The following is a 19703-nucleotide window of genomic DNA, read 5'->3' on the forward strand; positions in this document are numbered from 1 at the left end:
TTCGCGCGAACATCTCACCCCGCCATCTGAACGTCGATCCGCGCTAGAACCCCGGCCGCAGTTTCGACAGGGCGGCGCGCAGCGACGCGCTGCCCCCGCCGTCGTCCTCGTCATCCGGCGTGTCGGCGACGACGCGGTCGGGCGCCCGGTCGGTCACCGGATCGGGCGGCGCGGCCCCGCCCGTTTGCAGGAGGACGGCGGTCGCGCCGTCCAGCCGCAGCGCGGTCAGGACGCCGGTGGTCCAGGCGCCGGTGTCGATGCCGATCCGGTCCCGCGTCACCTCCGGCTCCGCCGCTCCGCCGCCGTGGCCGTCGACCGCGACCGGCGTGCGGTCGCGATCGTCCCGTCCCTGCGTCGTCACTTCCGCACGCGGCGCGGGACGGCCGAACAGATACCCGCCGCACGCCGTCCCCGTCGGCATGGCGCGCAGCAGCGCCAGATGCGATGCGGGCATCCGGTCCAGCAACGTATCGCGCAGCGCGGCGTGCGCGCGCGGCGATCCGTCGGGATCGATACCATACGCGCGCAGCGTCGTGGCGCCGCCGATCGCCAGCCACGCCGGCAGCGTGCGCGGATCGTCAACGAAATCCAGCAGCGCCGCCTCGTGCTCGCCGCGCAGGAAGCGGACGTCGAGCGCGGCATGGCGCCACAGCCACACCAGCCCGGCGAGGACCGCGTCCGACGCGGGTCCGCGATCGATATGGTCGCCGCACAGGATCAGCAGCGGGGCCGCGCCGGCCGGCTGCGCGGCGGCGTCGTCGACGATCGCCTCCAACAGCGCGGCGAACAGGTCGTAGCGGCCGTGGATGGGGCCGACGGCGTAGACGACGCGACCGTCGGTCGGCCGGAGCGCCGCGACGGGATCGAGATCGCTGCGCCGCACGCCGACGGATGCGCCCGCGGGGACGATCGATATCACCGCGACAGGTCCATCACTTCGCCGTCGAGCGCGTCGGCCAGCCGGTCGTACCGGGCGATGGTGCCGTCGGGATCGTCCGTGGCGCCCTGGCGCGCGCGCGACCACCGACGATTGACCTGCGCCAGCCAGGATGGCGACGCACCCGCGCGCGCCGCGCGATCGTAGGACCGCCGCAGGCGCGCGTCGGCGGCGAGGACGTCGCCGTACAGGCAGTCGTCGTCCGCGCATTCCTCGCCCCGCGGGCGGTTCCGCCGGTCTCCCGCCTCCGCCGCGACCGCCCGCGCGCCGGTCCGTCGACCCTCGCGCGGGTCGGCGTCGCGCGGACGGGCGTCGGGGCGCCGGGGCGCGGCGGCAACGGGCGACGCGGCAGCGGCGGCGGCCACGACGGCGGGCGACGACAGGGGTGCGGGTTCGACCGGGGCGACCGGGCCGCGCGCGACCGGAAGGACGGCCCGGTCGGACGCCGGATCCGTCGCCGCCACGGGTCCGGCACGCGACGGCGAAGCCGCCGGTGTCCGGGCCGGGGGTACGGTGCCCAAGGTGATCCCGGCGGCGACCGCGGCGGCGGTGCCGAGGAGCGCCACCCCTGCGACCAGGGCGGTACGCCGCGATCCGGTGGCCGCCGTCGCCATGGGGGCCGCGGCGTCCCGGACGGGGACCGGACGACCGGCCAGCGGGGCGAAGATGCGGGCCATGTCCGCGGACACGTCGGCGCTCGGTACGGTGGACATCGGCTTCTCTCCTCCTGCCGTCCTGGCATCGGCGACCTGTCTGAACCCTGTATCGCGGGTTCCGCGTTGGTCGGTAACCCCGTTCCTGCGACCCGCGCCGGGCGACGGCGCTGGCGTCGCCGCGCGGTTCGTGCTGGTGCTGCGCGAAAGACAGGACGATCGGGAGGAACGCGCGTGACCGAAACGAAAACCGGGGAACTGGGCGAGACGCTGGGGTTCGTCCGCATCGTCGCGCTGGATCCGGCGGGACGCGCGTCGATCGAGTATCGCGCGGGCACGCACATGTGCCATTCGGGCGGGGTGGTGCAGGGCGGCTTCGTCACCGGCTGGATCGACGCGGCGATGGCGCATGCCGCGATCGCGATGGCGGGGCCGGACGTCGTGCCGATGTCGCTGGAACTGAAGGTCAGCTTCTTCGCGCCCGCGCGCCCCGGCCTCGTCGTCGCGGAAGGCTGGGTCGAGCGGCGCGGGCGCAGCACCTGCTTCTTCGAGGGGCAGTTGCGCGATGCCGCGGGCAAGGTGCTGGCGAAGGCCAGCTCCACGCTGATGCTGGCGCAGCGCGACCGCGTGGAGAAATCGTCGCAGGCCGCGACCGGCGCCTAGCCGGTCAGCACCATCTTCAACGCGCCCTCCGCCCGGCTGTCGAACAGGCGGTACGCATCCTCCCCCGCGCTCAGCGGCAGGCGGTGGCTGATGTACCGTTCGGGACGCAGCCGCCCCGCCTGCACCAGCGGGATCAGGGCGGGCCATTCCTCCGGCACCGAACAGGTGCCGGTGCGGAACGTCAGCCCCGCCGCGAAGGCGCGTTCCAGCGGGAAGGCGTAGCGGCGCGATTGCTGCACGCCGATCACCGACACCGTGCCGCGCGGCGCGACCAGCCGCAGCGCGAGGTCGACGGTGGCGTCGCCGCCCACCGCCTCGACCACGCTTTCCAGCTTGCGGCCGCGCGTATCCTCCCGGATCGTGTCCAGCGCGACGTCGGGGTGCAGCGCGATCGCGCCCGCCGCCGCCGCCATCTCGCGTCGTCCCGCGACCGGATCGATCGCATAGACGACGCCCGCGCCCATCACGAACGCGCTCTCCACCGCCATCAACCCGATCGGTCCCAGCCCGATCACCGCGACCCCGCCGCCCGGCCGCACGTCCGCCTGCCGCGCGCCGAACCACGCCGTCGCCATCGCGTCGGTCAGCATCAGCGCCTGATCGGACGACAGGCCGTCGGGGATCTTCCACGCGTTCATGTCCGCGGCGGGGACGCGGAACGCCTCCGCCTGCACGCCCTGTAGTTTCGCGGACAGGCCGTAGCATCCGCTCTGCCCGTTGGCGCAGTGGATCACGTCGCCGGACAGGCACGACCGGCACGCGCCGCATCCGACCGCGGCGGGCATCATCACGCGGTCGCCCGCGCGCAACTGGCGCACGCCGCGGCCGACCTCCACCACCTCGCCGACCGCCTCGTGCCCGACGCAGAAGCCGACATCCTCGCTGAACCCGTGGCCGTGGTAGATGTGCAGGTCGCTGCCGCAGATCGAGCAGGCGTCCATCCGCACGATCGCGTCGCCCTCGTCCAGCAGGACGGGATCGTCCATCGTGTCGTAGCGGATGTCCCGCGCCCCGAAATAGCGCAGCGCCTTCATCGCGGGCCTCCCTCGTTCATCGCGACATATTCGCGAATCTTCTGCTTGCCGAGCTGGCTCATGTGCACCTCGTCCGGCCCGTCCGCGATCCGCACGAAGCGGTTGATGGTGAAGAATTCCGCGATCGGCGTATCGTCGCTGACGCCCATCCCGCCATGCGCCTGGATCGCGCGGTCGCACACCTCCTGCGCCATCCGCGGCGCGACGACCTTGATCGCGGCGATCAGGTCGCGCGCGTCCTTGTTGCCCACCTTGTCCATCCGGTCCGCGGCCTTCAGCGTCAGCAGGCGCGCCATCTCCACCTCGCAGAACCCCTTCGCCACATCCTGCCGGATCGAGGACTGGTCCGCGATCTTCTTTCCGAAGGCGACGCGGGAATCGACGCGCCGCGCCATGATCTCCAGCGCGCGCTGCGCCTGTCCGATCGACCGCATGCAATGGTGGATGCGCCCCGGCCCCAGCCGCCCCTGCGCAATCTCGAACCCGCGCCCCTCGCCCAGGATCAGATTCTCCTTCGGCACGCGCACGTTGTCGAACCGCAGTTCGCACTCGCCGCCGGGGGAATTCAGGCTGCCGAACACGCGCTGGTGCCGCACGACGGTGATGCCGGGCGTGTCGCGCGGCACGATGATCGTCGAATGCTGGGCGTGGCGGGGGGCGTCGAAGTCGGTCTTGCCCATCACCAGCAACAGCGTGGTCGCGGGGTGCATGAAGTTCGATATCCACCACTTTCGCCCGTTCAGGACGTAATCGTCGCCATCCGCGACGATCGACATTTCCAGGTTCGTGGCGTCGGACGAGGCGACCTGCGGCTCGGTCATGACATAGGCGGAGCGGATTTTTCCCTCCAGCAGGGGCGTCAGCCATTGCGCCTGTTGCGCGGGGCTGCCGTATTTCGCGAGGACTTCCATATTGCCCGTGTCGGGCGCGGAGCAGTTGAACACCTCGCTCGACCACGGGACCCGCCCCATGATCTCGGCCAGCGGCGCATATTCGAGGTTCGTCAGGCCGGGCGAGAACGCGCCATATTCGTGCGGCAGGAACAGGTTCCACAGCCCCGCCGTGCGCGCCGCGTCCTTCAGGGCGGCGAGGCCGGGCCATTCCTGCCACAGGTTCGCGGGGTCGATCACGAAATCGTGCCGCGCATCCTCCGCGGGATAGACGTGCGCGTCCATGAAGGCGTCGAGCCGCGCGATCAGGTCGCGGGTCTTCCCGCTATAGTCGAAATCCATGACGTGCCTTTCAGACGAGGGGCCGGTCGATGCGCCGCAACGCGCGTTCGAACAGCGAAATGGTGTGGGCATGAAGCTGGTCGCCGATCGCACGCGGGGCGAGGCCGGCGCAGGCGCGGGCGTGCGTCCCTTCCAGGATCGCGCCTAGCTTGAACGGGGCGAGTACGCTGTACCACCGCGCCTCCACCGCGCTGCGCCCGGTGGCGGCGAGGTAGCGGTCGACGATCTCGGGCAGGGTGGGGAAGCCGTCCCACGGCGTCACCGCGACGCGCGGCGCACCCTCGTCGGGATCATGCCATGTCGCGGTCAGCCAGCCGAGGTCGAGCATCGGATCGCCGCGCGTCGCCAGTTCCCAGTCGACCACCGCCGCCAGTTCGGCGGAATCGGGCGCTAACATGACGTTGGCGAGGTGGAAGTCGCCATGGATCAGCCCCGGCCGGAACGACGCGGGCCGGTTCGCCTCCAGCCAGGCGCAGATCGCCGCGACGCCGGGCAGCGCGTCCAGCCCGGTCCAGCCGTCGAACGCGGCATAGCCGTCGAGCTGCGCGCGCCAGCGTGGCACCTGCCGCTCCAGCCAGCCGTCCAGCTTTCCCAGCGTCGACAGCCCGACCGCATCGGGGTCGATCCGCGACAGGGTAACGATCGCATCGACCATCGCCTCGCCCATCCGTCGTCGCACCTGCGGATCGCCCGCGTGATAGGCGGGCAGGCCCTGCGTCGGATTGAAGCCGTCGACCGGCTCCATCAGGTAGAAGGCGGTGCCGAGGACCGCGGGATCGCCCTCGCCCGCGATGAAGCCCGGATGCGGCACGGCCGATCCCGCCAGCGCGGACAGCACCTGCATCTCGCGCCGCATCACCTCGTCGCTTTCGGGACGCGGACGGCGCGGCGGGCGGCGCAGGACGTAGGCGCGCGCGCCGCGCGTGAAGTGGAGCAGGATGTTCTGCGTCCCCCCGCCCAGCGTCCGCGCATCCGCGATAGGCCCACCGTGAAGCCCGCACGCGTCCATCCAGCGCGCGAGCCGATCGAGGTCGATCAACTCCGCCCATGCTTCCCTGTCATGCGCGATCACAGGCTGAGGCCGCCGTCGACGACCAGGGTATGCCCGGTGACATAGGCGGCGAGCGGGGAGGCGAGGAACAGCGCGGCGTTGCCCATGTCCGCGGGCGTCCCCTGCCGCCCGTCGGGGATCGCGGCCAGCGCGCCGGCGAGCCGTTCCGGATTCTCGGTGGTCACCGCGGTCAGCTTCGTCGCGACGAGGCCGGGGGCGATGCCGTTGACGCGGATTCCTTCGCGTGCCCATGCCTTGCCCAGCACCTTCGTCAGGCTGATCGCGCCTGCCTTCGACGCGCTGTATGCCGGATTGCCGATGTTGGCCTGGAAGCCCGAGATGGAGCTGACCACGATCATCGCGCCGCCCCCCTCCGCCGCCAGCGCGGCGCGGAAGCGCGTGGCGATCAGCATCAGGCTGTCGAGGTTGACGGCCATGACCTTGTCCCAGCCTTCGCGCGCGAACTCGCCGCGGCGATAGACGACGGTTCCCTGCGACTGCACCAGCACATCCAGCGTCGCGAACGGCGCCTCCCACCGTTCGATCGCATCGGCGTCGGCGACGTCGACGCACGAGTAATGCAGGCCCGACAGATCGGACCCCGCCTCCCCGTCGTAATCCGCTGCGACCGCGCGCGTGCCCCAGACGTGGACGGTCGCGCCGCGCGCCAGGAAGCTGCGCGCGATGCCGTTGCCGATCCCGCTCGATCCGCCGACGACCAGGACCGTCCTGCCCGTGAAATCCAGCACGTCCATCGCCGCCCTCGCCCCGCCGTTATCGGTGCGAACCTGCGGCGTGGGGGCGGGCGCGTCCAATATCCGATCTTTGGCGTGACGATCCAACCTGCTTATAGATCGCGGCGTGGATCTGGATGCCCGCCCCTATCGCGCCTTCCTCGCCGTCGCGGACACCGGATCGTTCAGCCGCGCCGCCGAGACGCTGCACGTGAGCCAGCCCGCGCTGTCCGCGCAGATCAAGGAATTCGAGCGCCGGCTGGGCTTCGCGCTGTTCGCCCGGTCGAGCCGCAGCGTCGCGCTGACTCCCGAAGGGCGGTTGTTCATCGATCGCGCGCGGCGGCTGGTGACCGAAACCGACTGGGCGAACAATGCGGCGCGGGAGATCCGCACCAACCAGCTGCGGATCGGCGCCGCGCATCACAGCGGCGACATCGCCGCGCGCAACGACGTGATCGACGGCTTCCTGCGCGAAGCTCCCGACGTCCCGCTGCGCGTCCTGCGCCGCAGTCCGCCGCAATTGTACGACGACCTGGACCGCGGCGACGTCGACGTGGCGATCCTGCTGGATGTGCCGGGGGAGGCGGCGACGGGGGAGGGGCCGGACGCGCGCGGGGCGACCTGCTGGATCATCGCGGAGCGTCCCCTGCGGCTGTGGGTCCCGGTCGCGCACCCCTTGTCGGCGCAGGCGACGATCCCGGCGGAGGCGGTGCGCGACCTGCCCGTCGGCATGATCGATCGCGCCCACGGCGTCGCGGTCGCCGAACTGGCGGGGCGGGTCCTGCTGCAATCGGGCGCGATCCTGCGGTCGCTGCCCGAAGGGGATGCGCGATCGGTGGCGCGGCAATGCGCGTTGCTGGGCCTGTGCGCGATCGACCTGGGCTGGTTCCCGCCGCCCGGCGCCGCGGTCCGCTCGCACGCGGTGGCGGGGTGGACCGCGCGGACCCGGCTGGTCGCGCTGGCCAAGCCCGGCGACCGCCGCGACGGGGCGCGCCGCTTCGTCGATCGGCTGGCCGCGCGGCCCGCCTGAGCCGCGACCGGCGTCAGAAACGGGCGCGCAGGCCGATCGTCGCGGTCCGCGGCGTCCCCGGCTGCACCCACACCGGGGCGTAGCTGTTGGCGAACCACCGCGCGTCGAACAGGTTCGCGACCGCGCCGTACAGCGTCACCGCATCGGTCAGGTCCGCTTCGCCGAACAGCCGCGCGATCGTATGCGGCGGCAGCATGAAATCGGTTCCCGTCTCCCCGCTGCGCGCGCCGACATGCTGCACGCCCGCACCCAGGGTCGCGCGTCGCGCGCCGATCGCGAAACGCTTCGCCGCCTGCATGTTCAGGTTATGGCGCGGAACGTTTATCAGCGGGTCGCCCGGTTCGATCGCGAAGGAGAAATTGGGGTCGAGCACGCGAGACCGCGCCTCCGCATCGGTATAGGCGTAGCTCAGCAGCAGGTCGACGCCGCCCGGCAGCCGCCCCGTCAGGTCGACCTCGACGCCGCGACTGCGCGCCCGGCCGATCGCGACGGAAAAGCCGGGGTTGAGCGGGTCGGTCGCCAGGACGTTGGACTTCGCCATCCCGAAGACCGCGAGCGTGCCGGTCAGGCGCCCGCCGGGCGCGACCAGCTTCACCCCCGCCTCCGTCGATCGGCTGACCTCCGGCTCGAACACCGTGCCCGCCGCGTCGGCGCCGATATTGGCGCGATAACCCTCGCCATAGGCGGCGTAGAGCGACACGGCGTCGGACAATTCGTAGACGACGCCCGCCTGCGGACTGATCCGTCCGCGCGCGCGCTGCCCGGTCACCCGCGTCAGCCGGTCGTCGACCCGCAACCGGAAATCGTCGTAGCGCGCGCCGATGCGAAGGTGCAACCGGTCGCCGACGGCGATCTGATCCTGGATGTAGCCGCCCAGCATCCGCTGCACATCCAGCCGGTCGGTCAAGGCGGTGGTCACGGGTCGCGGGAAACGGCCGTAGACCGGGTTCGCAAGGTCGAGGACGTAGCCCGCGCGGTCGGTCGTGGCCGCCGTCACCACCGGCCCGCGATAGCGCGTGAAGACCTGGTCGGTGTCGAAATGGTCGAGGTCGCCGCCGATCAGCACGCGATGGCGCAGCGCCCCCGTCGCGAACGAACCCGCGATCTCCGCGCGCAACACGCTGTGCTCCGACGTGTAGCGGCGGGTCCGGCGCTGACGCGACAGCGAGCGGCCGTCGACGTACAGCTTCTGCCGCGACCGCAACGTCTCGGCGTCGGACGACGCGCCGGTCAGCCGCGTGTCGCGATGGCTCGCCCCCACCAGCAGGCTCCAGCGATCGTCGAAATCATGTTGCAGCCGCACCTGGTGGCCGGTGGCGCGCGCCACCGTGTCGCCGTCGCCCGGCTCGCCCAGGAAGCGCGAGCGCGGGACGGTGTCGAAATTTCCGTCGAGCACCACGATCCCGCGGTCGAACGGCACCTCCACCCGCGTCCATTCGAAATCGTACGTCAGCCGCGTGGCATCGCCCAGCCCCACGCCGATCGACGGCAGCAGGCCCCAGCGCTTCTGGTCCACCGTGTCGCGGAACGTCCCCCCCGCCTCGGCATAGGCGATGACGCGCGTGGTCACCGCGCCGGAAAGCGCCACGTTCGCGTCCGCGTCCGCACGCACGGTATCGAAGCTGCGATATTGCAGCGACGCGGTGCCGAACGTGCGGCCGAGCCGGGGCTGCTTGGTGACGAGGTTGATCGAGCCGCCGGGCTCGCCGCGGCCCAGCACCGCCGCGGCGGGACCCTTCAGCACTTCGATCCGCTCGATCCCCGCCACGTCGCGCTGGCCGCCGAAGCCGCGCCCGGCGTTGAAACCGTTGACCAGATAGCCGCTCGGCAGGTTCTCGTCGCCCGCGAAGCCGCGGACGGCGAAACTGTCCCACAGCCCGCCCAGCGTGCTTTGCCGGGTGACCGACGCGTTCAGGTCCAGCGCGTCGGTCAGGCGCAGGATCGCATTCTCCTGGATCACGTCCGCGTCGATCGTGGCGATCGCCTGCGGAATCTCGCGCAGCGCGAAATCGCCGCGATACGGCTGGCGCACGCCGGTGACAGTGATCGCGTCGCCGTCCTCGCCCGGGGCGACCGGCTCGGCGCGTGCGAGCGCGGGGACGAGCATCGTGGCGGGCAGGGCGACGGCCGCCAGGACGACGGCGTGGATGGAACGAAGCAAGCGAAACACCCCTCGGGACTCGACGGCCACGCGGATGCGTCACCCTGCCGGCCCCATGCAGGTTATGTTGTATCATTGCAATCATCGGCTGCGGTTTTGGTGCGGGTGGAAAACCGGTCGCATGGCGCCGCCGGCGGTTGCCATCGGCAGGCGGGTTCGCCTATGCGCCCGGCATTCGCAAGGACCCGGTGCAATTCCGGGTGGCTATTCCGGCCGCCGATCCGCCGGACAACAACACGCACCCCTCGTCGCAAGCGCCGTCCGGCGCGCCGTGCCCTGTTGTGGAATCCCGATGACCTTCGATCCGTCCTCCTATCGCCGGCAATGGTTCACCGACGTCGCCGCGGCGCGTCGCGACGTCATGGCGGGCATCGTTGTCGCGCTGGCCCTGATTCCCGAGGCGATCGGCTTCTCCGTCATCGCGGGCGTCGATCCGCGCGTGGGCCTGTACGCGTCGGTGGCGATCGCGATGACGATCGCGTTCATCGGCGGCCGCCCCGGCATGATCTCCGCCGCCACGGCCGCGGTCGCGGTCCTGGTCGTTCCGCTCGTCCGCGACCACGGCGTCGACCATCTGTTCGCCGCCACCATCCTGATGGGCGTGATACAGGGGATCGCGGGCCTCCTGCGCCTCGACCTGGTGATGCGGTTCGTGTCGCGGTCCGTCATCACCGGCTTCGTCAACGCGCTCGCGATCCTGATCTTCATGGCGCAGATGCCGCAGCTGATCGGCGTCGGGTGGCAGACCTATGCGATGGTCGCGGGCGGCCTGGCCATCATCTACGGCCTGCCGCGCATCACCCGCGCCGTGCCGTCGCCGCTGGTGGCGATCCTCGTCCTCAGCGCGATCGGCATCGGCTTCGGCCTGTCGGTCAATACCGTCGGCGACATGGGCCGACTGCCGGACGGCCTGCCCCGCCCGGCCTTGCCGGACGTGCCGCTGACGCTGGACACGCTGTGGATCATCCTCCCGTATTCGGTGACGATGGCGGCGGTCGGCTTGCTGGAATCGCTGCTGACCGCGCAGATCGTCGACGACATGACCGACACCGACAGCGACAAACGGATCGAATGCGCGGGGCAGGGGGGCGCGAACATCGTCGCCGCGATCTTCGGCGGCATGGGCGGATGCGCCATGATCGGCCAGTCGGTCATCAACGTCTCGTCCGGCGGGCGCGGCCGGTTGTCGACCTTCGTCGCGGGTGCGTTCCTGCTGTTCCTGCTGGTGGCGCTGGGACCCTATGTCGGCCGGGTGCCGATGCCCGCGCTGGTGGCGGTCATGATAATGGTGTCGATCGGCACGTTCAGCTGGAATTCGATCCCCAATCTGCGCCGCCATCCGCCGACGTCGTCGGTGGTGATGCTGACGACCGTGGCCATCGTGGTCGCGACGCGCGACCTGTCGCTCGGCGTGCTGGCGGGGGTGCTGCTGTCCGGCATCTTCTTCGCCGGGAAGGTGCAGCGCATGTTCTCGGTCACGCGGACGGCGTCGCCGGACGGGGCCTGCGCGACGTACCGGGTGTCGGGCGAGATCTTCTTCGCCTCCGTCGATCGCTTCACCCGCGCGTTCGCGGGGGAGGAGGACGCACGCGACATCGTCATCGACGTGACCGCCGCGCATTTCTGGGACATCTCCGGCGTCGCGGCGCTGGACAAGGTCGTGGCGAGGCTGCGGCGCGCGGGTCGCCGGGTCGACGTCGTCGGCTACGACCAGGCCAGCGCCGCCATCGTCGATCGCTTCGCGCTGCACGACCGGACGGGCGTGGAGATGGGACTGGCGCCGCACTGACCCGCCGCGGCGCGCGTCCGCTCACGACACGCGGGCGCGGGCCACGTCGTCCGGCGTCGGTGCGCGTACGATCCGCAGGTCGTCCGGCCCGATCGCGACCAGCCCCATGTCCGCGAAGGCGGTCAGCCAGCCCTCCATCGGCCACCGGCCCCATATCGCGCGGAACCGTCGCGCATTTTGGACGATGTCGGCGAAATGCTGCAACGGCGGATCGTATACCGCGTGATGCTGGTGACACGCGATCGCGCCCCCGACGAACAGCAATGGCACGCCGGCGGCATCGGCGCGGAACCCGAAATCGGTGTCCTCCGCGCCATAGCCCGTGAACCGCTCGTCGAAGCCGCCCAGCGCGTCGAACCGCGCGCGTCGCATCGCGAAGGCGAGCGACCAGAACAGGCCGGGATTGCGTTCGCGCCGGACGCCCGCGACGGGGAATGTGCGAACCGGATGCGGCCTGCCCGCGGCGAGCAGCCCGGCCTCGGTCCACCCGTCGCGCGCATCGTCCGGCCCCAGATAGCGCACATCGGCGCAGATCAGCGCGTCGCGGCGGACGAGCGTGGATCGCATCGACGACAGGCAATCGTGCAGCGGAATGCAATCGACGTCCAGGAACAGCAGGTGCGCCGCGGTCGTCGCCGCCGCCGCGCGATTGCGCGCCACCGCCAGCGGCAGGCCGTCGGTTTCCAGCCGGACCATCCGGACCGGAAACTCCGCAAGCGGCGGTGCCATCGGCGCATCGTTCATGTCGACCACGACCAGTTCGTCGGGGCGATGCGACGATCGCCGCAACCCTTCGACCAGATTGTCGAGATGCGCCGCCCTGTTCCGGACGATCGTCAGGACGGCGAGGCCGGTCATCGACGCGTCCATCGGTCGAGCCGGTACCACTCCGCGCGTTCGGCGTGCGCGACCGATATCGCGTCGCCCAACAGCGCGCGCAACATGTCCGTCGCGCCATCGCCCGTCTGCGGATAGTCGGTTTCGCCGGTATAATGGACGAGCAGGACGGTCCCGCCCGGCGCGACGTGGCCGGTCAGCCACGACGCCGCGGTCGCCAGGTCGGCGTCGCTCCAGTAATAGGCGACCTCCGACAGCAGGACCAGGTCGAACGCGGCGCCCGGCGGCGTCTCGCCGGGAAAGGCCATCCGCCGGAAACGGACCTGCGGGTGCGCGGCGCATCGCCGGCGCGCGGCGGCGACGGCGGCGGCGGCGATGTCGATCGCCAGCAGGTCGCGGCACAGCGGCGCCACCCGATCGGTCAGCACGCCGTGCGCGCAGCCGACCTCCAGCGCGGTCGCGTAGCGCCGGTCGTCCAGCACGCGGATCGTATGCGCGAACTTCGCCGCCTCGTAATCGCTACGCGCGAGCGACCACGGATCGTCGGTGCTCGCGAAGATGCCGTCGAAATAGGCCGCGTCCAGGCTGCGGTCACCGGTCATGGCGGGCCTCGTGCAGATGCAGGACATCGGCCGCGGGCATGCGCCATGCCGTGCGCGCCAGGCGGAAGCCCGGCCCGAACGCGGGGCCGGTCTGGCTGCGATGCGCCGCCAGAGCGTGGCGCCGTCGTCCGGGGGGCATCGCATCGGTCCGGAACGTTCGGCGCGCAGGGGGGAGCGCCGGATCGCTCCACACCCGATAGTCGAACAGCGCCACGGGCCGCCGCGCCGCGCGTATCGCCGCGCCGGCAAGGGCGTGGAAGGCGGCATGGTCGCAATGCGGTTCCTGCGCGCCCGTCACCGCGACCGCATCCACCCGGCGGCGACGCAATACAGCCGCGAGCGCCCGTACCGCCACACGCCATTCGGCGCTTCCCGGGCCATATGGATGCGCGTCGGGCCAGTGGAGGAACAGCGGCGGTACGCCGACGCCCAGGCGTCGCCCCGCCAATGCCGCCTCGCGCCGGCGTACGCGCGCGAGCCACGGCCCGCCGTGCGCGTGCGAGGCCGCGCCGTCGGTCAGGTAGATGATCCCCGCCAGCCGCCCGACCGCCGCCGCCTGCGCCACGAGCGCGCCGGCGCCGAGCGTCTCGTCGTCCGCGTGCGGCGCCAGCACCAGCCAGCGCGCGGCGGCGAAGCGGCTGGTCGCCAGGGGCCGGGCGATCACCACCATTCGTCCTCGCCCCAGCGATCCCGGTCGAGCCAGCTGCGCACCGCCGTGTCGCGGACGTGATCGGGCCCGGCCTGACGCAGGTACAGGCTCAGGTCGCGGATGATCTTGTCCACGCGCTGCCCGGCGAACGCGCTGCGCGTCCCGACCAGTCGCGCGGCATGTTCCATCACGTCCAGCGCGGCACGTTCGACCACGCCGCGCGTCATCCGCGCGAACGTGGCCGCGTCGGCATCCTCGCGCGCGTTGCGGCGCGCCGCCTCGCGCACCCACAGCCATGCGGTGCGCGTCGCGACGATCGCCTGACCGAACGCCGCGCGCGCCAGCGGATCGGCCCGTGCCGCATCCGACAGGGTCGCGCGCGTTTCGGCCAGCAGCGCTTCCATCCCGCCCAGCTGTACCGCGGTGAAGCGCCACGCCCCGCCCGTGAAGCGCGGTTCGCGATCGTAGTCGCCCGGCGCGCCCAGGATCGCGCCGTCGTCGACGCGATGGCCGGTCAGGTCGTAGCGGCCGCTGACGCTGGCGCGCATGCCGCGGACGCGCCACGCGCTTGCGTCCGTCCGGTGCGCATCGTCCGCTGCCACCACGATCATGACGCGCGGGCCGTCGGCCGGGCGGGCGGTGACGACGGCATGGGTGATCCCCCCCGCGCCGCTGGCGAAACCCTTCGCCCCCCGCAGGTGGCGATCCGCGCCGTCCGAGACCAACGCGACGCCCGGCGGCGGCTCGGTCGCCCACACCCCGAACATCGCGTTCGCGTCGAGCGCGGCGCCGAGCCATGCCTGCTGTTCCGGGGTGGCATACCAGTCGAACAGCGCGAGTGCGTTCACATGCCCTTCGAACAGGCGCCCGACGCTCAGGTCGCCGCGTCCCACGCGGCGCAGCGCGTCGAACATCGCGTCGTGACGCGCGGTCGCATCGGCGAACCGTTCCCCCCCCGACGCCACCGGCGCGAACCGTCGCAGCAGGCCCGCCTGGGCAAGTGCGGCGACGCTGTCCGCGGGATAGGCCGTCGCCTCGTCATAGCCGACGCCCAGCAGCGCCAGGGTGGCGACCAGCGGATCGTCGAGGATGGAGCGCGAACCGGTCATGCCGTCGCCCCTTTCGCCACGGTGGCGACGAACGCCGCGGCGCGTGCCGGGCCGTGGGGGTCGTCCAGGGCCGCGGAGGCGCGCGGGTCGAGCCGTCCGGCGGCGGCGATCAGGGTGGGCCAGTCCGCCGTGGCGACATCGCCGCACACGACCGCCGCCCCCGCCGCGGACAGCCCGCGGGCGTTCGACCATTGCTCACCGAACGGGCGCGGTTCCGGGACGCAGACGAACGGTCGACGCGCGGCGAGCACCATGCCGATCACGCCGTTCCCCGCGCTGCCCACCACGATCCCCGCGCGCGCGATCCACGCCGCCGCATCGTCGACCCATCCCAGGATATGCAGGTTCTCGGGCCGATCGCTTACCGGGGTACAGGGCCCGATCACGCACCAGCGCCGGTCCGGCATCGCGCGCGCGGCGCGGGCCCAGTCCGCGCCGCCCGCGGACGAGCCGCCCCCGCCGCCGATCACGGTCACCAGGTCGGGTTCGACCGGGCCCGGTTCCGGACGCCTGGCGAGGCCGGGGATATAGGTGGTCTTCTCCCGCACCCACGGCGGCATGTCCGGGTCGTCGAGCGCGGCGGCGAAGGGCGCCATGATCGCGGTGGCGGCATGGAACGCCTGCCGATGCGCCTCGTCCACGCGCAGCCCGCCCAGACGGACGTACAGGGTCGGTACCGAGGCCAGCCGTGCCAGCATCGCCACCTCGCACGACACGTCGATCACCATCAGCGCGGGCGTCGTCGCCGCGATCCACGTCGCGATCGCGGCCACGCGCCGTCGCACCCCTTCATGATCGACCGGTGCGTAATGCAGCGCCGCGGGCCGGTGCACGGCCCGGTCCGCGCCGTCGAACGCCGCGTCGAGGCGATCGTCCGGCAGGTCGAGCACCGGATGCCCGCTCGCATGCGCGGACAGGCCCGTACCCAGCAGCGTCATCGTCCCGCCGGCATGGTCCGCGATCGTCGCCGCGCGCGCACGATGGCCCGCGCCGTGGTGGTGGACGTAATATCCGATCGCCCGGCTCACGCGCCCGGCCCGGGCAACGGCATGTCCAGCGGCATCGGCGCCAGCCGCCGTTCGCGCGCCAGCATCGCGGCCGTGCCCGCGCGCGCGCGTTCGTCGCGGCGCCATTCCGCGCGCGCGCGCCAGTGGTCGTAGGCGGCCACGCGCGGCTCTTCGCCCGCCGCGATCGCGCGTTCCAGCGCGGCCATCGCGGTCGCCATGCCGCCGGCCGCGCGCCCGTCGACGCGCGCGGACACCCGTGTCCAGACCGCCGTCGGATGCGTCAGGCGCCCGCCCGCCGCCACGGCGGCGATCACCAGGGCACGGTCCTCCCCGCAGGCAAGCGCCGGAACGCCGCCGACCGCGCGGTACAGCGACGCCACGATCGCCAGGCTGGCGCCGGTATGGTCGCCGTGTCGCGGCGCCGGATCGTGCGGCGGGGGATCGATCGCATCCTCGATCGCGCGCACCGTCGCCCAGTAACGGTCGTACCGCGCCCGCATCGCGGTCATGGCGAACGGGACCGCGTCGGCGTCGTCCAGCACGATCATGCCGCCGACGATGTCCGCCCCCGCCTCCATCGCCGAAAGGTTCGCGGCGATCCATCCCGGCGGCGGCCGGCAATCGGCATCCGTCGATATCAGCGCGCCGCGTGGGTCGACGATTCCCAGCCCCGCATCCATGGCGCGCGCCCGCGCGGTGCCGGCATGTGCGACGGCGGGTTCCAGGACGCATTCGTCGATCCGGATGTCCAGCCGCGCAGTATGGCGGGCGGCGGCGTCGGCGACGATCGCGACGCTGTCGTCCGCGCAATTGTTCAGGCATAGCGCGACCGCAATCGGACCCGGGACCGTCTGCGCCGCGAGCGCATCGAGCAGGACCGGAAGCCGCGCCGCCTCGTCCCGCGCGGGAACGCAGACGCAGAACCGCCGCCCGGTCATGCGGTGCCGACCAGCGTCAGGCCCGTCGCCGCGCGCGCGACGCCGATCGCGGGCATGACCGCGTCGTCGCGCAGCATCTCGCGATACAGCGCCTCGTATCCGTCGATCATCGCATCCGCGTCGCAGATCGCCACCGCGCGGGCGCGGCATGCCGCCCGGTCGAGCGACATCGCCCGGCGCGCGGCGTCGGCCAGCGACGCCACGTCGTCCGGCACCGCCAGCACGCCGCTGTCCATGGTCAGCAGGTTGGGGATCGCGCCGCGCGCGAACGCCGCCACCGGGGTGCCGCATGACAGGGCCTCCGCCACGACCAGTCCGTACGGCTCGTCCCAGCACGGCGTGCACAGGAACGCGCGCGCCCCCGCGATCAGGCGCGACAGGGCGTCATGGTCCAGGTGCCCGACATGCCGGACGTCGTCGTCCAGATGCGGCGCGACCTCCGCCGCGAAATAGGCCGGATCGGATATCGGACCGGCGATCCGTAGCGGCAGGCCCACCCGCCGCGCCGCCGCGATCGCCAGGTGCGTCCCCTTTTCGGGCACGATCCGGCCGTACCAGACGAGGTAGGGCGCGGGGTCGGGCGCCGCGCGGAAGGGAAAGCGGGCCAGGTCGATGCCGTTGCCCACCACGCGATCCACCGCGACGATCGGCGACCACATCGCGTGGATCGCCTCGGACACCGCGACGAAGCGCGACGTTTCGGCACGGCACAGGCGGATCCCGCTTTCCAGCCAGCAGAACGGCGGCGTGTGCAATGTCGTCACCATCGGCATCGGCAACGTATCCGCCATGGCGACGGGGAGGTAGTGCAGCGAGTTGTTGTGGACGATGTCGAAATCGCTGCGCCGCAGCTCCGACATCAGCCGCAGATAGGCGTGATGCTCGCGGAAGAACATGATGTCGGTCGCTTCCGCCGCCCCGGCCGCGTTCAGCGTGGTTTCGTCGCAGATCGCGGACAGGCCGGTCGCCGCGTCCGATTTCGTCGACGCGAACAACGTCACGTCGTTCCCACGCGCGCGCAACGACGTCGCCAGCAGATGCGTATGCATCTCCAGCCCGCCGGCGAACGGTTCCCCGATCGCGTGTTTGAGATGCGCGACGATCGCGATCCGCATGTGGTGCCCGGCTCCCTCCCAAAGGATGATTGGGATGCCGTAACGATCGGGCATACCTGTTCGGGCCCGGACGGACGGCGGGAATCGTATCGATCGGGATCAAGTTCGCGCCGCGGCCGGGCGCCTGTGCGTCAGGCGGCGACGGGGTCGTCTGACCGCAGGAACGAGACGAACAGGTCGGTGGACGATCGCAGGTCGCGGCTGCTGAGGGTCAGCGCGCGGGCGCCGTTGCGGACGGCGGCCGACAGCGTCGACGTCGTGGCCACGGCCTTGGCCACATCGTCGATCCGGTCGCGGATCTCGCCCGCCATGTCCGCCGCGCTGCTGGCGCCCCGGTCGACCTCGACCGCGGCGATGCGCTGCTCGCCGACCGTCCGGGCGATGCCGGACGCGGCCGCCGATACTTCCCCGATCGCCGCGCTGACGCTGCGGAGCTTGTCGCCGGTGTTGGCGACCCCTTCGCGCATGTTGCCCAGCAGCGTGCCGATCCGGTCGCTGGCGCGGGCGGATTCGGCCGACAGGGATTTCACCTCGCCCGCGACCACGGCGAAGCCGCGCCCGGCCGCGCCCGCCCGCGCCGCCTCGATCGTGGCGTTCAGCGCCAGCAGGTTGGTGCGTGCCGCGATCGTCCGGATGTCGTCCAGGAACCCCTCGATCTCCACCGCATGTTCCTCCAGCATCGCGACGGTCCGGACGCTGCGCTGCGCCGCGCTGCTGGCATCCTGGGTCAGCCGCGACTGACGGTCCGCCGCATCCGCGATCGAGACGATGGATTGCGAGAATGAACCGATCGACGACGCCACCTGCCCGATGCTCGCCGCCGCGGCGCTGGTGCCGGTGAACGCGTCGTTCGCGTCGCGATCGGCGCCGCTGGCCACGGTGTCGAGCTGGACCGCGGCCGCCTCCAGCTGGCTGCTGGCCTTGCCGATGTCCTTGACGAACGACGTCACCGATTCCTCGAACGCGTTGGCCAGGGTCAGCAACTCGCCGCGGCGTTCGCGGGCGAGCCGGGCGGTTTCCTTCGCACGCTCGCGCCGTTCCAGGTCCGCGCGCGCTTCCGCCGATCGTGCCAGGTCCAGCGCGTGTTCGACGTCCCGGCGTCCCGCTTCCGCCGCAACCGCCGCCTCGCGGGATCGCGCCAGCGCGTCCTGCTGCACGCCGAACAATCGTTCCAGCAGGATCGTGACGGTCGCGAGCGCCGCGAACTGGCACGCAACCGCCAGCACGTGGAAGGCGACCCGGGCCAGGTCCCCCGTGCCGGCGAAGACCCATTCGGGCGCGATCCAGTCGAGGGCCAGGTGGTGGACCGCCGCGATCACGGTGGCCAGCGCGATCGGCCGCCAGTCGGCGAGGAACACCAGGCCCGCCATCCCGACGAAGAAGTACATGTGGCCGTCCATCTGCCACGCATGGCCGCGCAGCAGGAAGACCAGCATCGCCGGAACCACGGCGGCGATCGATCCGCACAGCGTCCTCGCCTCGGCGTCGAAGCGGCCGCGGACGGCCATCAGCGTCGGGCCGGCGTTGACGATGGTCCCGGTCAGCAGGATGCCCGCGGCGGCGCCCGCGCCGAGCACCGCATTGGCGATCAGCAGCAGCCCGAGCGCGACCCAGCCGACGACGGCCCAGGCCACGACGCCGTTGCGGCGCAGTCGGTCGAGCGGGCTTGCGTCGCCGTCGGGGGCGGGGATGTCGCGAGAAGGGGCCCGCGCCGCATCGATCGTCATGTCCGTTCCACCCGGTTCTGCGACCCGCACGCGACGGCCGGGGCGGCGATGGCCACCGCGGCGAAGGGCGGCGTCGCGCGCATCACCATCGCACGATCGCCCGCGATGACCAGCGAACCGGGCAACGGCCCGGCACCGACCAATGCGGCGCCGCCCGCGACGGCGATCCTCGCCATGTCGTTCGCATTCCCGCCGGTGATCGGGACAAGCAGCAGCTTTCCTGCGGCCGGCGGCCACATCGGCAGCGCGATCAGCGCCGTCATCGCGGCGGCGGCCTGCGCGACGATGATTGTTCCGGGTCGACGTATCGGCATCGGCAGGACTGATGCCGGGGAGTGGTTAACGGGCCGTCACCGATACGGCGTCGCGCGACCGGCGCGCGTCGGCCGCGAACCGCGCGGAACGCGCGGGCGCAAGGGTCGTTCGGCCTTATCT

19 protein-coding genes and 1 other annotated feature are annotated in these 19703 nt (G+C 72.1%); of the genes, 3 read left to right on the top strand and 16 right to left on the bottom strand.

Features of this window, described 5'->3' with window-relative positions:
- Positions 1 to 43: 43 nt before the first annotated feature.
- Both ASG29_RS17160 and ASG29_RS16970 read right to left on the bottom strand, forming a co-directional pair.
- Complete coding sequence (locus ASG29_RS17160; protein WP_200932347.1) at positions 44 to 919, bottom strand: metallophosphoesterase; 876 nt, start codon at positions 917 to 919, stop codon at positions 44 to 46.
- On the bottom strand, positions 916 to 1650 hold the full coding sequence (locus ASG29_RS16970) for a hypothetical protein (RefSeq protein WP_055980269.1): 735 nt from the start codon (positions 1648 to 1650) through the stop codon (positions 916 to 918). Before ASG29_RS16970 ends, ASG29_RS17160 begins: the two co-directional genes overlap by 4 nt.
- Positions 1651 to 1824: 174 nt before the next feature.
- Between ASG29_RS16970 and ASG29_RS03790 the strand changes: the two genes are divergently transcribed.
- The gene (locus ASG29_RS03790) at positions 1825 to 2253 is read left to right on the top strand and encodes a PaaI family thioesterase (protein WP_055980273.1); all 429 of its coding nucleotides are present in this window, start codon (positions 1825 to 1827) and stop codon (positions 2251 to 2253) included.
- Here ASG29_RS03790 and ASG29_RS03795 read toward each other — a convergent pair.
- From ASG29_RS03795 to ASG29_RS03810, 4 genes are read right to left on the bottom strand one after another with little or no spacing between them, the layout of a single operon-like run.
- Positions 2250 to 3287 (bottom strand): alcohol dehydrogenase family protein, encoded by a 1038-nt coding sequence (locus ASG29_RS03795; protein WP_055980276.1) that lies wholly within the window; start codon positions 3285 to 3287, stop codon positions 2250 to 2252. The genes ASG29_RS03790 and ASG29_RS03795 overlap by 4 nt on opposite strands.
- Positions 3284 to 4519, bottom strand: coding sequence for an acyl-CoA dehydrogenase family protein (locus ASG29_RS03800; protein ID WP_055980279.1), 1236 nt, complete (start codon positions 4517 to 4519; stop codon positions 3284 to 3286). Before ASG29_RS03800 ends, ASG29_RS03795 begins: the two co-directional genes overlap by 4 nt.
- Positions 4520 to 4529: 10 nt before the next feature.
- Complete coding sequence (locus ASG29_RS03805) at positions 4530 to 5558, bottom strand: phosphotransferase family protein (protein ID WP_235532749.1); 1029 nt, start codon at positions 5556 to 5558, stop codon at positions 4530 to 4532.
- A 29-nt stretch (positions 5559 to 5587) separates the two neighbouring features.
- Positions 5588 to 6325 carry an SDR family NAD(P)-dependent oxidoreductase gene (locus ASG29_RS03810; RefSeq protein WP_055980281.1) on the bottom strand — a complete coding sequence of 246 codons (738 nt, stop codon included), beginning with the start codon at positions 6323 to 6325 and terminating at the stop codon, positions 5588 to 5590.
- Between the two features lie 106 nt (positions 6326 to 6431).
- On the opposite strand from ASG29_RS03810, the gene ASG29_RS03815 reads away from it, so the two are divergent.
- Positions 6432 to 7334, top strand: a complete 903-nt coding sequence (locus ASG29_RS03815; protein ID WP_055980284.1) for a LysR family transcriptional regulator — start codon at positions 6432 to 6434, stop codon at positions 7332 to 7334.
- A 13-nt stretch (positions 7335 to 7347) separates the two neighbouring features.
- On the opposite strand, the gene ASG29_RS03820 is transcribed toward ASG29_RS03815, so the two are convergent.
- A complete protein-coding gene (locus ASG29_RS03820; protein ID WP_055980832.1) occupies positions 7348 to 9441 on the bottom strand; it encodes a TonB-dependent siderophore receptor in 2094 nt (697 codons plus the stop codon).
- Positions 9442 to 9673: 232 nt separating this feature from the next.
- Positions 9674 to 9729: a sequence feature (sul1 is cis-regulatory element that is thought to sense ions involved in sulfur or methionine metabolism; They are found in Alphaproteobacteria), on the top strand.
- 58 nt (positions 9730 to 9787) lie between these two features.
- Here ASG29_RS03820 and ASG29_RS03825 point away from each other — a divergent pair.
- Positions 9788 to 11284 (top strand): SulP family inorganic anion transporter, encoded by a 1497-nt coding sequence (locus tag ASG29_RS03825; RefSeq protein WP_055980286.1) that lies wholly within the window; start codon positions 9788 to 9790, stop codon positions 11282 to 11284.
- A 21-nt stretch (positions 11285 to 11305) separates the two neighbouring features.
- On the opposite strand, the gene ASG29_RS03830 is transcribed toward ASG29_RS03825, so the two are convergent.
- The 9 genes from ASG29_RS03830 to ASG29_RS03870 form a co-directional block, all read right to left on the bottom strand.
- A complete protein-coding gene (locus ASG29_RS03830; protein ID WP_055980835.1) occupies positions 11306 to 12142 on the bottom strand; it encodes a glycosyltransferase family 2 protein in 837 nt (278 codons plus the stop codon).
- Positions 12139 to 12723, bottom strand: coding sequence for an SAM-dependent methyltransferase (locus ASG29_RS03835; RefSeq protein ID WP_055980288.1), 585 nt, complete (start codon positions 12721 to 12723; stop codon positions 12139 to 12141). Before ASG29_RS03835 ends, ASG29_RS03830 begins: the two co-directional genes overlap by 4 nt.
- Complete coding sequence (locus ASG29_RS03840; protein ID WP_055980292.1) at positions 12713 to 13393, bottom strand: PIG-L deacetylase family protein; 681 nt, start codon at positions 13391 to 13393, stop codon at positions 12713 to 12715. Before ASG29_RS03840 ends, ASG29_RS03835 begins: the two co-directional genes overlap by 11 nt.
- Positions 13384 to 14481: an acyl-CoA dehydrogenase family protein gene (locus ASG29_RS03845; protein WP_055980296.1), complete on the bottom strand. Its 1098-nt coding sequence runs from the start codon at positions 14479 to 14481 to the stop codon at positions 13384 to 13386. Before ASG29_RS03845 ends, ASG29_RS03840 begins: the two co-directional genes overlap by 10 nt.
- Entirely contained in the window at positions 14478 to 15509 is a 1032-nt protein-coding gene (locus ASG29_RS03850) for a glycosyltransferase (RefSeq protein ID WP_055980299.1), read from the bottom strand. Before ASG29_RS03850 ends, ASG29_RS03845 begins: the two co-directional genes overlap by 4 nt.
- Positions 15506 to 16426, bottom strand: a complete 921-nt coding sequence (locus ASG29_RS03855) for a glycosyltransferase (protein WP_055980302.1) — start codon at positions 16424 to 16426, stop codon at positions 15506 to 15508. The genes ASG29_RS03850 and ASG29_RS03855 overlap by 4 nt, the downstream gene beginning before the upstream one ends.
- Positions 16423 to 17541 (bottom strand): glycosyltransferase, encoded by a 1119-nt coding sequence (locus ASG29_RS03860; protein WP_082515586.1) that lies wholly within the window; start codon positions 17539 to 17541, stop codon positions 16423 to 16425. Before ASG29_RS03860 ends, ASG29_RS03855 begins: the two co-directional genes overlap by 4 nt.
- A gap of 131 nt (positions 17542 to 17672) precedes the next feature.
- Positions 17673 to 19268: a methyl-accepting chemotaxis protein gene (locus ASG29_RS03865; RefSeq protein ID WP_055980305.1), complete on the bottom strand. Its 1596-nt coding sequence runs from the start codon at positions 19266 to 19268 to the stop codon at positions 17673 to 17675.
- Entirely contained in the window at positions 19265 to 19582 is a 318-nt protein-coding gene (locus ASG29_RS03870; RefSeq protein ID WP_156457855.1) for a hypothetical protein, read from the bottom strand. The genes ASG29_RS03865 and ASG29_RS03870 overlap by 4 nt, the downstream gene beginning before the upstream one ends.
- Between the last annotated feature and the right edge of the window lie 121 nt (positions 19583 to 19703).

This window comes from Sphingomonas sp. Leaf412, from assembly GCF_001425405.1.
Lineage (GTDB): Bacteria > Pseudomonadota > Alphaproteobacteria > Sphingomonadales > Sphingomonadaceae > Sphingomonas.